Origin of the sequence: Bacteroides sedimenti (assembly GCF_040365225.1) — a bacterium.
GTDB classification, from domain to species: domain Bacteria; phylum Bacteroidota; class Bacteroidia; order Bacteroidales; family Bacteroidaceae; genus Bacteroides; species Bacteroides sedimenti.
In genome coordinates this window covers 3,399,036-3,413,094 of the sequence record NZ_AP028055.1, presented here as the reverse complement: position 1 = coordinate 3,413,094, position 14,059 = coordinate 3,399,036, and the positions used below count along the sequence as shown (strand labels likewise).

Genomic DNA, 14,059 nt, shown 5'->3' with positions numbered 1-14,059 from the left:
TTATTAATAGTTTACTTCACATTCAACATTCATTCCTGCACGAAGACGCTTCATATTCTCGGTTTTATTCCCTCCGGAAAACTTTATACGTATAGGAATTCGTTGTTCCACTTTCACAAAGTTGCCAGACGAATTGTCTTGGGGAAAAAGAGAGAAACTTGCCCCTGTAGCCTGTGCTATCGATTCGACTTTACCTTTGAATATGACATCCGGCATTGCATCAACTTTAATTTCCACAGTTTGTCCATAACGTATATTAGCGGTTTGTGTTTCTTTGTAGTTCGCAATTATCCACTTGTCGTTTTCATCAACCAAGTCCACCAAAGCTTGTCCCGGCTGTATCAGCATTCCTTCCTGGATATTCTTTCGTCCGGTTGTTCCGTTACACGGAGCAGTAACAACAGTATAGGAAAGGTTGAGCTTTGCCAGTCCTAAAGCAGCTTCGGCAAGTTTGACTCCTGCGGAAGTCTGCCCCAAACGATGAGTCTGTTCCTTTTTTACAAGGGCAGTTGATTGCTTTTCGCGTACCAGCAATTCATATCTTGCTTTGGATGCATCATAGTTTGTCTTGACGTTATCATATTGCTGCTTAGTAACTGCACCTTGTCCCAAAAGATTCTTATATCGATTATATTCTCGCTCAGCATTATCCATACGAATCTTAGCTTCTTGAATACCTGCATCTGATACAGATATGTTGTTTTCTGTAGTACTAATGGTTGTAGTCATAGCGGTTTTCCCGGCTAAAGCGTTTTGATAGTCGGCTTCTGCTTGTGCAACTCTTAGTCGGAATTCCGAATCTTCAATTACAAGCAACGTATCACCTTTACGGACATACTGATTCTCTTTGAAATATATTTTCTTAATGAATCCCTGAACACGTGAGTTTACTGGCACAATCAATTGCTTTACCTGTGCATTATCGGTATATTCCACATTACCAAGATGAACAAATCGAGAACATACCCAGATAACTCCGCAAGCAATTATCAGAACAATAACAATATTATTAATTAGCTTTTTTCTTTTCTGCTTCATGATTCTATGATGTTAAATAGTTTATTTATAATTTGCCTGTGGCCTTTTTCAATCTGTAATAATTGAAAAGAATATTGATCTGTGCATTAGCAACCTGCAGCTCTGCACTTAGTTTTGAATTGCTGGCATCGAGCATTTCGGTAATCAGAGCCAGTTCATTCAGGTAGCGGTTATTGATTACTTCATAATTCTGGATAGCCAATTCGAGACTTTTCTTCTGAGTATCAAAAATGGTATATGATTCAGCTAAACGTACATGAGCCGCTTTCACATCATTTTGAATATTTTCCTGAAGCAATTTCTCGCCTTCGATTGCTTTAAGGGTTGAAAGTTTAGCCAGCTTTGCTTTTTTTCCTGTTTTAAAGGTTGAAGCTATATTAAATTTAACTCCAACCCCTACATACCAATAGTTGAAATTCTTGTTTATAGGAGGAACTTCTATGGTGATTGGTCCGTCAAGATGGTCGCCAGCAACCAAAGCAACGGACGGCAAACGTTCAGCATTTATAATCTTTTCATTTATTTGAGAGTGCTCAATACCCAATTTTGCTTGTTTCAAAACTGGAGATAATTCTCCTGCTGCTTGTTGCCACAATGCTTCATCCTCCATACCTGGCATATTATTCAATATCGTTGTATCTATATCAATAACACTTCCCTGAGGCAATCCCAAAACAGTAATCAGCTGATTATTGATAATAATCTGGCTATTTTCTATTTGTGTGAGCGCAAGTTCATAGGATTTTAATTGTAATTCATATCTTGTGATGTCATTTCTAATGGCAAGCCCTTCATTTTGCTTCGCATTGATATCAGCCAACAACCTTTTTGTCTGTTCAATATTCTTTTGATAAACCTCTACCTGATTGCGTAACTTATACAACTCCAAGTAATTGCCAACCAACAAAAAACGAATCTCCTGCCTATTTTTCTCTTTATCCAGTTTTGCCAACTGAAGTTGTAATTTGGACATCTCTATTGCATTTGATATTGCACCACCTGCATATATTACCTGAGAAGCCTCCAACGCAAAATTATTTCCAAAATGTGGCATTGATGCATTCGCTCCGTCAGAGAAGTTCCGATTTGCAATCCATCCGTCTCCCAAATAACTTGCTGAAAGTGATACATCAACTGAAGGAAGTAGTGCATTTTTAGCCACCTTCACCGCTTGCTCCGCTTCTTTTTCGGCTAAGTCATAAGTGAGGATACTCCGACTGTTTGCCTCAGCCATACCAAACATATCTTCAATGCTTAATCTCAAACACTGTTTGGTTTGCGCTGTTAGCAAACTAACGTTGGAGTGTAACAGAATTACTAATAACAACCAGATGTTTTTTTTCATATTATGCAATAAATTTTAATATAATAAGATATTATTTTTAGACACACAACGGGCCGGTGAATAAGTATTCCGGCTTGATGCCATACTCATCACAAATCACTTATTTAAATAATAAACAGAAGATTAAACCAAGAAGACACTCAACACTTGTTATCCTGAAGAAGTCATAAATCCATTAGCCCAATACCCCCAATATATGTAATTAGAACCCACACTAAGATGGTCTAAAAGCGGGTGCAAAGGTAGGAATTCCAACAAACGAGATAAAATCCGAAATGTGCCAAAATTTGTTTAATTTGAACATTGGCGCAAAAAATATGTTATCTTTACAGCTAAAAGACTAGTTTAATGATAAGTATAAAACAGATTAAAAGCATCAGTGAATTACAGTTATCGGATACGGAATTGAATAAAATGCGTGAAAAAATAAACTGTGTAACAATTTCCTATATTGACATACGATCGCAACTTTCATCTCCTATACATATCAATGCCACTATCGCAATTTTGGTTTTATCTGGAACTGCAACACTTTGCGTAAACTACAAGGAATATCACTTAACAGTTAATTCGATAACAGTGCTTTCTTCCTCACACTTACTCTTGTTTAGTGAATGCAGCAGCGACTTCACCGCTCAGAGTCTTTTTGTCAGCAAAGAGTTTATGGATGAAATGGACTCAACAGACATGATTTACAAAAGGATAAAATATGGTGTTAGACTATATAGCACCCCCGTAATACAATTACAGAACAATCAGTCCTCCTTACTATCTGCCCGTATCGCCTCCATCAATAGCACAATTGATAATCCGGACCATTTATACTATAAGGAAATGATACTTAATAGCCTGTTTGCTTTCTACCTCGACTTGAGTAATATAATAGACCGGACTTCGGATAGCAACAATGATGGCAACTTCACGCGCTATGAAAACATCATAAAATCGTTTATCGGGTTATTGATTGAAAACTACAGGAAAGAACATAAAGTTGATTTTTACGCTTCTCAACTGAATATAACGACACATTATCTCACATTGGTTGTAAAACGCATTACCGGTCAGAGTGTGAGCGACTTTATCTTTGAGATGTTGTACAGCGAAGCCCGTCAGCTGCTTACACATTCAAAACTATCTATACAAGAGATTGCATTCACCCTCAGTTTTTCCGACCAGTCTTCTTTCAGCAAATTTTTTAAAAGGAAATCGGGTGTTTCTCCGGTTGAATTCCGGAAAGGAGACAATCTTAAATGACCACATTATTCATTAAGAAAAATCAGCTTTGCAGGTAATATCCCTGCGCTCCCAATTCCGAGGCTTGCAACAGCGCATACTTATCTTTCAGAAGCGGGTAGTCCCAACATCCCATTTGATGAAACAGTTCGCCGCCAAATCCACGCTTAAACTTATATAAGCCGTACATAGGATGTGATGTGTCGGCATTTGGAGAAACACCAAACATATCATATTCGGTACAACCCGCCGCTTTTGCTATCTTAATAGCAGCCCATTGCAGTGCATAAGTGGGCATCAGATTCCGATTCTCGGACGAGGAGGCTCCATAAAGATAAGTGGCACGATGGCTTGAGATAACCAGGAATAACGAAGCAAGAGGTTCGTTGCCTGCATAGGCTACAAGCATCTTTATATGCACCGGTGAATCGACATCTTCCATCTTGGTGGCAAGAACCGACTCAAAATAAGAGATATCATTAGCATACAATCTATTTCGCCTGGCTGTTTCGAGATAGAGTTTATACCACACATCCAATTCATTAATCCCCAGCGATTTCACTACCACACCTTTACGTTCGGAAAGTCCAATATTATAACGGGTCTTCGGTTTCATCCGTGCTAGAATCTCCTCTTCTGTTCCGGTGAGGTCAAGAATGATGGTGTTTGAAGGAAGTATATCCGTGTTTGTTTTTACCAGGTTCCAGTTCACAGTCTGATAGTTGAATTGAAATTCCTGAAACTTTTTTTCGGGAAGTCCTATCCAGTTGCCGTTTTCGTCATAGTCATTTTCCTTGCACCAGTGCGACTGCCAGTTCAGGTCATAACGGATAGCGATACAACTTTTCGGAATATAAGAACGCAGTACCTCGGAAAGCTCCTCGAGAAAACAACCTTGATTCTCCTCAGAAGGTTCCACTTCTGGTCCATAGGGCAAATAAGCAACGCAGTCCGTTGAATTGAGATATTGGAGAAAGAGTACAAAATCTGCCTGAGTGTAAGAATACCCTCCCACATTAACGTACAAATCCTTGTTGGAAACCTTGAAATCGAATGCATGCGACTCAATTCCTTGGCTGCGCTTTACATGCGACCAAAAGGATGTCTGCTGTATAATAGGGGTTCCGTAAACATCTGCAATCTCTTTCTTTTCAATATCTAATGTCATGACTGTTGAACATAAAAAAGATGAAGGAAAAACTCCTTCATCTGCTGTTAAAACAATATTTTTTATTTGATGCAACAAAGATAGACATTATATCTTTATAAAACAATTTTCCTGTGATGGGCTGCTCTATTTAACTCAAACCAAGCCACTCACCATAATAAAAACAGGCTTGGTCAATAAAGCATTCAAGCACATAGCTCATGCTTGCAGACAAAAGTTCTTTATATATCAATGAAAAAAAATCATATCGTGTGTAAATCATAGGTAGACCCGGGTGTAGGGATGCCATACACCCGGATCTACATCCCTTCTACACCCGGATGTACACCCACTCTACACCCGGGTGTACGTAGAATTAATTGGCGATAAATTATTAGAAAGCACCCTGTAAATGGAAGAAAAAGAGCCTTTTAATTGTGCACAGACCCGATTCTTATCAATCAATAATCAGGCAGGCATTTCCGGCGGTGCGTGACTAGTTGAAAGTCACGCGGATGTCACGCAGAAGTCACGTACTTATACAACCTTGACATTCTGGTAATTACAAACTAACCGTGCGACTTGCGTGACTTGCGCTACTTTATAAATTAAACATATAGAGGAGACGGAGAGATACAGATATGATTTTCATTTCAAGAGAAGCAAACATCCTTTGTTAAAAAAGGGAAATCAGCCCTAAATTGAAACAATCTGTGAGAACAAAGAAGGCGCCTGAGCCGTTTAAAAATGTGGCTATTAACAACTAATTATTCTTCTTATGAGCGACGTAGTTAATTTAAACACCCTAATCTGCAATCCGGTAACCGGGGTTTGTGAAGTTCCGGAGCCAGAATCGGGCGTCTGCGATTCCGGAGTGCTGGCAAAAAATAAACCTATACGGATTATTTACTATACAGATCCGATATGTTCAGCCTGTTGGGGTATTGAACCTCAACTTAGAAAGCTGAAGCTGGAATATGGCGACTATTATGAAATAGAATACAAGATGGGAGGACTGCTTCCAAGCTGGGAATGTTACAATGACGAAGAACTGGGAAAACCGGCAGACATTGCCCACCATTGGGAAGAAGCAGGCTCCTATTATGGCATGCCAATTGACGGAGATATCTGGTTGGAAGATCCGCTTTCATCCTCGTACCCTCCATCCATCGCATTCAAGGCGGCTCAGATGCAGGACGAAGAGAAAGCACTTCGATTTTTCAGAAGAATGAAAGAGATGGTTTTCCTGCTTAAAAAGAATATCTCAAAGTGGGAATGGATAGAAAAGGCAGCAGAGGAGGCAGAGCTGGATCTCGTTCAGCTTAATAAAGACTTTGAAGGCGATGCACAACAGTTGTTCGAGGAAGACCTTAAAAGTGGCAAACAGATGAATGTCCGCGGATTTCCAACGCTATTCTTCACTGACAAAGAAGGCAATCGGTTAGTGTTGTTCGGAGTAAGGCCATATTGGGAATTTGAAGAAACCTTGCACGCACTTTGTCCACAGGCGGTAAAACATCCCGTAACCAAAACACATGAGGGATTGTTCGATTTCTACCCCAGTCTTACCACTCATGAGTTTGCTGTCATCACCGACAGGCACGACAATGATGCACTTGAAATTTTGAATGAGCTGCATAAACTGAAATACATTGAGAAATGTCTTTCAAAGAGAGGTGCCTTATGGATTAAAAAAAATTAAACGTTTAGCTTCACTGATTCAGAATTCCTGCTTATACAGAAAATGCACCATTATTAAAAAGCAAATCAACTCAACGGAAAGATCCGGAGAATTGAATGATATAGAAAAAGCCTCCATCTTCAAAGGAAGCTTTTTCTTTTTTTTACCGATCACCTCGATTTAAATATTACTTTGATATTGTAAAAAGGTTCAATATTGTTTAAAACTCTGTTTTTTTTGCTATTTTTGCAACAATGTGCATATCCGGCATCTGATTTGCCGTTATACAAAAGACGTATGAAAGTTATAGATTTAATAAAGAGTAATGACAAGACAGCTTTTTCGATTGAAATACTACCCCCATTGAAAGGGACAGGTATCGATAAACTGTTTGAAACCATAGAGATATTAAAAGAATTTGATCCGAAATACATCAACATCACTACTCATCGTAGCGAATATGTGTACAAGGACCTGGGCAATGGTCTTTTTCAGCGCAAGAATACGCGTCGTCGTCCGGGAACGGTAGCTGTGGCTGCTGCCATAAAAAACAAATACAACATCACCGTTGTACCTCACCTGCTTTGCAGCGGATTTACACGTGAAGAGACTGAATATGTACTACTCGACCTTCAGTTTCTGGGCATTACCGATCTACTGGTATTGCGTGGTGATAAGGCAAAGCATGAATCTTCATTTGTCCCGGTGGGCAATGGGTACTATCATGCCATTGAACTGCAGGAACAGATTAACAATTTCAATAAGGGACTCTTTATTGATGGCGAAGAGATGAAGGTTATGGGACAGCCATTCTCTTACGGAGTGGCCTGCTACCCGGAGAAACATGAAGAGTCGCCCAACATTGACGCAGACATCTTTTGGTTGAAAAAGAAGATGGAAGCCGGAGCCGAATATGCAGTAACGCAGCTCTTTTACGATAACCGGAAATATTTCGATTTTGTAGAAAAAGCTAGAGAAGCAGGAGTTACCATCCCTATCATACCGGGAATTAAACCATTCAGTAAACTCTCTCAGCTTAGTGTAATACCAAGAACTTTCAAGGTTGACTTACCTGAAGCGCTGGCAAACGAAGCTATAAAATGTAAAGATGATGCGGCAGCTAAACAGTTGGGTATTGAATGGTGTGTGCAGCAGTGCAAGGAACTTATGGCACATGGAGTTCCCAGCATTCACTTCTATACAGTGGGTGCGGTAGACAGCATCAAACAGATTGCCGGACAAATTTATTAATAGTTTATGCTTTTCAGAGAGGTTATAGGACAGGAAGAGGTCAAAAGGAAATTTCTTTTGGAGGTGAAGGAGAACAGAATCCCTCACGCACAACTTCTTTGCGGTCCCGAAGGTGTGGGCAAACTTCCACTAGCAATTGCCTATGCCCGATACCTACTCTGCCCTAACCGTACAGAAGAGGATGCCTGCGGAGTATGCCCTTCATGCGTTAAGATAAACAAGCTGGCGCATCCCGACTTGCACTTTGTCTTCCCTATTGTGAAGAAGAAGAACTCAAGTAAGGATGTGGTATGTGACGACTACATCAAGGAGTGGAGAAACTTTGTGCTGAACAATCCCTATTTCAACCTGAATCACTGGTTGAAAGAGTTAGATGCAGAGAATGCGCAAGCCATCATCTACAGCAAAGAGAGTGACGAGATTTTGCGAAAACTCAGCCTTAAAAGCAGCGAAGGGGGATATAAAGTTATGATTATCTGGCTTCCTGAAAAAATGCACGAAACTTGTGCCAATAAACTTTTGAAACTTCTGGAGGAACCTCCGACACAGACAGTCTTCTTGTTGGTATCCGAAAACCCGGACATGATGCTCAGCACCATTCTGAGCCGTACTCAGCGGGTGAATGTGCGGCACATAACAGAAGAAAAGATTTCAGAGGTCCTGAAAACGAGTTATGGACTGACTGACCAAGATGCACAGATTACAGCCCACCTAGCCAACGGGAACTATATCCGTGCAATGGAGACGATTCACCTTAACGAAGAAAACAAGCTTTTCTTTGAATTATTCGTTAGTCTGATGCGTCTCTCCTACCAACGAAAAATAAGAGAGATGAAGGCTTGGAGCGAACAACTGGCGGGAATGGGACGCGAGCGGCAGAAAAGCTTTTTGGAATATGCACAACGAATGATACGAGAGAATTTCATTCTCAACTTTCACAGGAAAGAGATGAGTTATATGAACCGGGAAGAGATGAACTTCTCCGCACGCTTTGCCCCTTTTGTGAACGAGCGTAATGCAATACAGATAATGGAGGAGCTTTCACTGGCTCAGCAACATATAGAACAAAATGTGAATGCAAAAATGGTCTTCTTTGACTTCTCATTGAAGATGATTGTATTGCTGAAACAATAAAACTCAAAAAAATGGATTATAAATTACATAACGGTGGCGGGAAATTATGCTGTAAAGGATGCTCCCGTCAAGATAACAAACTGAATACATATGACTGGCTTGCCGACATACCCGGCAGCAGTGAAGAAAGCGACTTGGTAGAGGTTCAGTTTAAAAATACCCGGAAGGGATATTACCGCAACAGCAACGGGCTGAAACTGGAAAAAGGCGATACAGTAGCTGTGGAGTCAACTCCGGGGCACGATATTGGCGTAGTAACCCTAACCGGGAGACTGGTTCCGTTGCAGATGCGCAAAACCGGATTCAAGCCTAATACTGAAATCAAACGTGTATATCGTAAGGCTAAAGCGGTAGACATGGAAAAATATGAAGAGGCAAAAGCCAAAGAGCACGACACCATGATTCGTTCCAGACAGATTGCCGCCAACCTGAATCTGGATATGAAGATAGGTGATGTTGAATATCAGGGAGATGGAAATAAGGCTATTTTCTACTACATTGCCGATGAACGTGTGGATTTCCGCCAGCTGATAAAGGTCTTAGCCGAAACATTCCGTGTACGCATTGAAATGAAGCAAATCGGAGCTCGTCAGGAAGCTGGAAGAATTGGCGGTATTGGCCCTTGCGGAAGAGAACTTTGCTGTGCCACCTGGATGACCAACTTTGTGTCTGTTTCGACCAGTGCGGCCCGTCTTCAGGACATTTCTCTGAATCCACAGAAACTAGCCGGACAGTGTGCTAAGTTAAAATGCTGCATGAACTATGAGGTGGACTCTTATGTGGAAGCACAAAAACGTTTGCCATCAAGAGAAATAGAACTTGAAACAAAAGACGGAACATTCTATTTCTTCAAAGCAGATATCCTAAACGGACAGGTTACCTATTCAACGGATAAAAATATAGCTGCAAACCTGACAACCATCTCCGGGAAACGAGCATTCGAGATAATAGGCCTCAACAGAAGAGGAATGAAACCCGAAAGTCTGCATGAATCGGAAAAGAAGCCGGAACCGCAAAAATCCATTGACTTGCTGGAGCAGGAAAGCCTTACCCGTTTTGACAAACGAAAAGGAAATAACGAGAATCGCAACGGCAAAAAGGATGTGTATAAAAATAACACGGATAACAGCAACAGAGGCGGAAGGAATAGAGGAGAAAGAAGTCGAAACGAAAGCCATCCGGAAGTTAGAACAGAAGGAAGAGAGGAGAACAGACCGGAAGGCAGACCAGACAGAAAAGATAGAAACAGGAACCGCAACAAGAATCGCAACAGAGATGAAGCGGAGAACCGAAACAACAACGAAAAAGTTATCCGGATTGAAAGAGAAGGGAGCAATACTGGGATTATAACAAAAGAAGATGCCAGTAAACCTGATAACACGAATCCGAACAGAAACAGACGAAGAAAAAGACCAAACAATAAATCGCAACAGCGTAATGACAAACCTTCTGAAAAAGAATAAGTTCGCCTTGCTGTTACTACTTTTTATGGTAACCGCATGCGATACAAATACAACGTATCACTCTTATCTCAATACACCTAAAGATGGATGGGGCAAGAGTGATACTCTTACTTTTAAGGCACCGATAATCGATTCTCTTGCAACCTATCGCGTAACTATAGAAGTGAGGAACAAGGAAGATTATCCTTATAACGAGCTATACCTTTTTGTAGCCCACAATACAAAAGACAGCACGGTATTTACATCTGATACCATTAAATGCATTCTTACAGATAAATCGGGAAAGTGGAAAGGAACAGGAATAGGTTCGCTTTATCAGACGTCAGGCAACAAATCCATCTTCGTTACTCCTCGTCGCTCAGGAAATCTCGTATTTAAAGTTTCCCCAGGTATGCGCGACTATACACTAAAAGGTATAAGCGACATCGGCATCAAAATAGAGTGTAAAAACTAGAGTATCTTATATTCAGCTCTCAGGTTCTAACAGATCTTCCTGCATCAATCCGCAGAAAGATAAAAAGCAGGATGGTGAATCCCCACAGTGACGATCCTCCATAGCTGAAGAATGGCAGCGGAATACCAATTACAGGTGTAAGTCCCAATACCATACCGACATTAATAAAAAGGTGAAAAAGAAATATACTGACCACTGAATATCCGTATATACGTCCAAAAGCTGAATGCTGTCGTTCGGAGAGGGACACAAGTCTAAGAATAAGAACCATGTAGAGAAGTAAGACAAACGAAGAACCAATAAACCCTTCTTCTTCTCCAATGGTGCAAAAAATGAAGTCAGTATCTTGTTCTGGTACATATTTCAGCTTTGTCTGGGTACCATTCAGAAAGCCTTTTCCGTACAACCCGCCTGAACCAATGGCTATTTTTGACTGATTTACGTTATATCCTGCACCAGTTAAATCTTGTTCCATACCAAGCACTACTTTGATACGGATTTGTTGATGTGGTTCAAGAACATTATCAAAAACATAATCGCTTGAATAGAGAAAGCCAACGGAAGCAAGTGTAAAGACTGAAATCAGCAGGTAACCTTTATTTCTTTCGGTTAATGAGAGAAAAGCCAGGTAACCAGCAGAAATAACACACAAGGGGAGTAATACCCAGAGCAAATTGAAAGGAACAATATACACTGAAACAAGAATTGAAAGACCTACCAGTAAGATTGTAAGCCCGATAATATTACGTACCGGTTCCCATCTTTTCATATAGACCCACACCATACCTCCTGCAAATAAAAGAATCATCAGCAGTACCGAGAAATGTCCGATAGAAGTAGTTCCGCTTAACATCATCTCATCTCCAAAACGAATGCCGACAATAAAATAGACAACAGCACACACTCCTGAGAAAAGAATAGCTCCGGGCATCCCTTCACGATAGAGCATCAGGAAAAATGCCAAATATACAAGTGCAGAACCGGTTTCCCTCTGCAGAATGATGAGTCCGAACGGAATGAATATAAGTCCGGCCATAATCAGGACACTTTTGAGCCTCTTGATATTGAAAGCATACGAACTCATGAATTTGGCAAGAACAAGGGCTGTCGCAAACTTTGCAAATTCAGCAGGCTGGAGGCTTACCGGACCCAGATGAAGCCATGAGTGAGACCCTTTTACGTCCGTAGCAATAAATATTGTGACGAAAAGTAGCAGTAACATACCGATATAGATTACGTAAGCAAACATATCGTATATCCGCTCCTCAATCATAAGCAACACAAATCCCAGACCAAAGGAACATAAGATCCACATCAGCTGCTTACCACTTCGGGTTGCAAAATTCAGAAAGTCAGTATCACCATAATTATAGCTGGCTCCACAAACGCTGAACCATCCACAAACAAGCAACAAGAGATAGATGGAAATTGTTATCCAGTCCACCGATTTCCATAAATTAACGCGTCTGGGTTCCATAAGATATTACTGCATTACTAATTCGTTCAACCATAGCCTCCCGTTCAGGAGCAATTTTTCCTTTGAGGTAATGTTCAATCATAAGTGCACCAATAGGTACAGCGTATGTTGCTCCCCATCCTCCATTCTCCACATACACACAAATGGCAATCTTAGACTTGTTCATTGGAGCAAATCCCATAAACACCGAGTGATCTTTTCCTTTATTCTGAGCCGTACCTGTCTTTCCACAAATAGGAACATCGGGCATATAGTTGGCCGTAGTACAAGTTCCATGCTCTACTGCTCCACGCATACCCGCCACAATATAATCGTAATACTTCGGGTCTATGGTTGTATGACGCGGATAAAGATAAGTACTATCCAGTTTTCCTCCAAAGACTTTCTTCACCACATGTGGAGTTATGAAATGTCCTCTGTTCGCAATCGTTGCTCCAAGATTGGCTATCTGAAGAGGGGTAAGGAGTATTTCACCCTGCCCGATTGCCGTATGAATAATACGAAGACCATTCCACCGGCCTTCTCCATATATCTTATCGTAAAATTTCGAGTTTGGAATAAGACCTCGTTTTTCTCCCGGAAGATCGATGCCTAGTTTATATCCAAAACCCATGGAGACCATATGATCTTTCCATACTGTAAGCGCCGAATCAGGTCTGAGGAATTTCTTATTTCCGATCATTTTGTACAATCCCCAACAGAAGTACGAGTTGCACGAAGTGGCCAAGGCCGGAACCAAAGGCAGAGGTGAAGGATGTGAGTGACATCCAACTCGCAAACCCGGCACTACAAATCCGTGATAACAAGGAAATGTGGTTGATGGTGAAATAATACCTTCCTGAAGAAAAACCAGTGATTGTGCCGGTTTAAAGGTGGATCCCGGAGGATAAGAAGCCATTAAAGCACGATTAAAAAGAGGTTTAAAGGGATCACGCTCTAAAGCCATATGATTCTTACCCCGTTGTCGGCCTACCATATCAGCCGGATTAAAAGTAGGTGTGGAAACCAAGCAAAGAATCTCCCCGGTCTCGGGTTCAATGGCGACAATAGCCCCAATCTTCCTTCCCATTAGTTTCTCACCAAATCGTTGCAGATCAATATCAATTGATAGGCGAAGATTCTTTCCAGGTACAGGTCTTCTATCTAACTTTCCGTTCAGATACTTTCCTTGAATACGTCCATGTGCATCACGAAGGAGGATTTCAACCCCTTTGTGACCGCGAAGTTCTTTTTCATAAAACTTTTCAACTCCTTGTTTACCAATATAATCCCCCTTTTGGTAATACTCATCATCTTCAATATTCGCTGTAGAAACTTCCCCGATATCTCCCAGAACATGTGCAGCAGAGTTATAGGTATAACGGCGTATAGAGTGAGGTTGTACATAGAATCCTCTGAATTTGAAAAGTTTCTCTTGAAACATCCCGGTTTCCTCTGCCGAGAGCTGTACCATAAAGAGTTGTTGTGTAAAACGAGAATATCCCGGATTCTTGCTCCGGTCTTTGATATCTTCCATCCGCTTCACAAAATATTCCTTGGGGATGTTCAAAGTTTGACATAAATCCAGTGTATCCAGATTTTCTATCTCTTTCATCACCACCATCACATCATAGGCCGGCTGATTATAAACCAGCAATTTGTTGTTACGATCGTAAATAATCCCTCGCGAAGGGTATTGAATTTTATTCAGGAAAGCATTACTATCTGCATTCTTCTTATAATCTTCCGATAAAATCTGCAAGACAAAAAGACGTGCGATATAGATAAGCACCACCAATATGGCAACGCCACCAACTACAAATTTCCTTTTTTCTAAGTTATAATCCCGTGCCACTT

General features: G+C 40.8%; 11 protein-coding genes. 6 read left to right on the top strand and 5 right to left on the bottom strand.

What is annotated here, in order from left to right; translation table 11 throughout:
• Positions 1–3: 3 nt before the first annotated feature.
• Positions 4–1,038, bottom strand: coding sequence for an HlyD family secretion protein (locus tag ABWU87_RS13625; RefSeq protein ID WP_353331612.1), 1,035 nt, complete (start codon positions 1,036–1,038; stop codon positions 4–6).
• Between the two features lie 25 nt (positions 1,039–1,063).
• Positions 1,064–2,383, bottom strand: a complete 1,320-nt coding sequence (locus tag ABWU87_RS13620; protein WP_353331610.1) for a TolC family protein — start codon at positions 2,381–2,383, stop codon at positions 1,064–1,066.
• A gap of 348 nt (positions 2,384–2,731) precedes the next feature.
• Between ABWU87_RS13620 and ABWU87_RS13615 the strand changes: the two genes are divergently transcribed.
• Positions 2,732–3,637, top strand: coding sequence for a helix-turn-helix domain-containing protein (locus ABWU87_RS13615; RefSeq protein WP_353331608.1), 906 nt, complete (start codon positions 2,732–2,734; stop codon positions 3,635–3,637).
• 22 nt (positions 3,638–3,659) lie between these two features.
• Here the strand turns inward: ABWU87_RS13615 and ABWU87_RS13610 are convergent, their stop codons facing one another.
• On the bottom strand, positions 3,660–4,784 hold the full coding sequence (locus ABWU87_RS13610) for a lipid II:glycine glycyltransferase FemX (RefSeq protein ID WP_353331606.1): 1,125 nt from the start codon (positions 4,782–4,784) through the stop codon (positions 3,660–3,662).
• A gap of 757 nt (positions 4,785–5,541) precedes the next feature.
• On the opposite strand from ABWU87_RS13610, the gene ABWU87_RS13605 reads away from it, so the two are divergent.
• The 5 genes from ABWU87_RS13605 (at position 5,542) to ABWU87_RS13585 (ending at position 10,746) form a co-directional block, all read left to right on the top strand.
• Positions 5,542–6,465 carry a DsbA family protein gene (locus ABWU87_RS13605; protein WP_353331604.1) on the top strand — a complete coding sequence of 308 codons (924 nt, stop codon included), beginning with the start codon at positions 5,542–5,544 and terminating at the stop codon, positions 6,463–6,465.
• Between the two features lie 276 nt (positions 6,466–6,741).
• The gene (gene metF, locus ABWU87_RS13600) at positions 6,742–7,695 is read left to right on the top strand and encodes a methylenetetrahydrofolate reductase [NAD(P)H] (protein ID WP_353331602.1); all 954 of its coding nucleotides are present in this window, start codon (positions 6,742–6,744) and stop codon (positions 7,693–7,695) included.
• Between the two features lie 6 nt (positions 7,696–7,701).
• Positions 7,702–8,829, top strand: coding sequence for a DNA polymerase III subunit delta' (holB, locus tag ABWU87_RS13595; RefSeq protein ID WP_353331600.1), 1,128 nt, complete (start codon positions 7,702–7,704; stop codon positions 8,827–8,829).
• Positions 8,830–8,840: 11 nt separating this feature from the next.
• On the top strand, positions 8,841–10,292 hold the full coding sequence (locus tag ABWU87_RS13590; RefSeq protein WP_353331598.1) for a PSP1 domain-containing protein: 1,452 nt from the start codon (positions 8,841–8,843) through the stop codon (positions 10,290–10,292).
• Entirely contained in the window at positions 10,267–10,746 is a 480-nt protein-coding gene (locus ABWU87_RS13585; RefSeq protein WP_353331596.1) for a gliding motility lipoprotein GldH, read from the top strand. The genes ABWU87_RS13590 and ABWU87_RS13585 overlap by 26 nt, the downstream gene beginning before the upstream one ends.
• 19 nt (positions 10,747–10,765) lie before the next feature.
• On the opposite strand, the gene rodA is transcribed toward ABWU87_RS13585, so the two are convergent.
• Complete coding sequence (gene rodA, locus ABWU87_RS13580) at positions 10,766–12,223, bottom strand: rod shape-determining protein RodA (RefSeq protein ID WP_353331594.1); 1,458 nt, start codon at positions 12,221–12,223, stop codon at positions 10,766–10,768.
• The gene (gene mrdA, locus ABWU87_RS13575; protein WP_353331592.1) at positions 12,204–14,057 is read right to left on the bottom strand and encodes a penicillin-binding protein 2; all 1,854 of its coding nucleotides are present in this window, start codon (positions 14,055–14,057) and stop codon (positions 12,204–12,206) included. The genes rodA and mrdA overlap by 20 nt, the downstream gene beginning before the upstream one ends.
• Positions 14,058–14,059 lie beyond the last annotated feature (2 nt).

Excerpts from the sequence above, each read along its gene's own strand:
- metF (WP_353331602.1), top strand. The coding sequence starts at position 6,742 with ATGAAAGTTATAGATTTAATAAAGAGTAATGACAAGACAGCTTTTTCG.
- ABWU87_RS13605 (WP_353331604.1), top strand. The coding sequence starts at position 5,542 with ATGAGCGACGTAGTTAATTTAAACACCCTAATCTGCAATCCGGTAACC.
- holB (WP_353331600.1), top strand. The coding sequence starts at position 7,702 with ATGCTTTTCAGAGAGGTTATAGGACAGGAAGAGGTCAAAAGGAAATTT.
- ABWU87_RS13610 (WP_353331606.1), bottom strand. The coding sequence starts at position 4,784 with ATGACATTAGATATTGAAAAGAAAGAGATTGCAGATGTTTACGGAACC.
- ABWU87_RS13620 (WP_353331610.1), bottom strand. The coding sequence starts at position 2,383 with ATGAAAAAAAACATCTGGTTGTTATTAGTAATTCTGTTACACTCCAAC.
- ABWU87_RS13590 (WP_353331598.1), top strand. The coding sequence starts at position 8,841 with ATGGATTATAAATTACATAACGGTGGCGGGAAATTATGCTGTAAAGGA.
- ABWU87_RS13615 (WP_353331608.1), top strand. The coding sequence starts at position 2,732 with ATGATAAGTATAAAACAGATTAAAAGCATCAGTGAATTACAGTTATCG.
- ABWU87_RS13625 (WP_353331612.1), bottom strand. The coding sequence starts at position 1,038 with ATGAAGCAGAAAAGAAAAAAGCTAATTAATAATATTGTTATTGTTCTG.
- ABWU87_RS13585 (WP_353331596.1), top strand. The coding sequence starts at position 10,267 with ATGACAAACCTTCTGAAAAAGAATAAGTTCGCCTTGCTGTTACTACTT.
- rodA (WP_353331594.1), bottom strand. The coding sequence starts at position 12,223 with ATGGAACCCAGACGCGTTAATTTATGGAAATCGGTGGACTGGATAACA.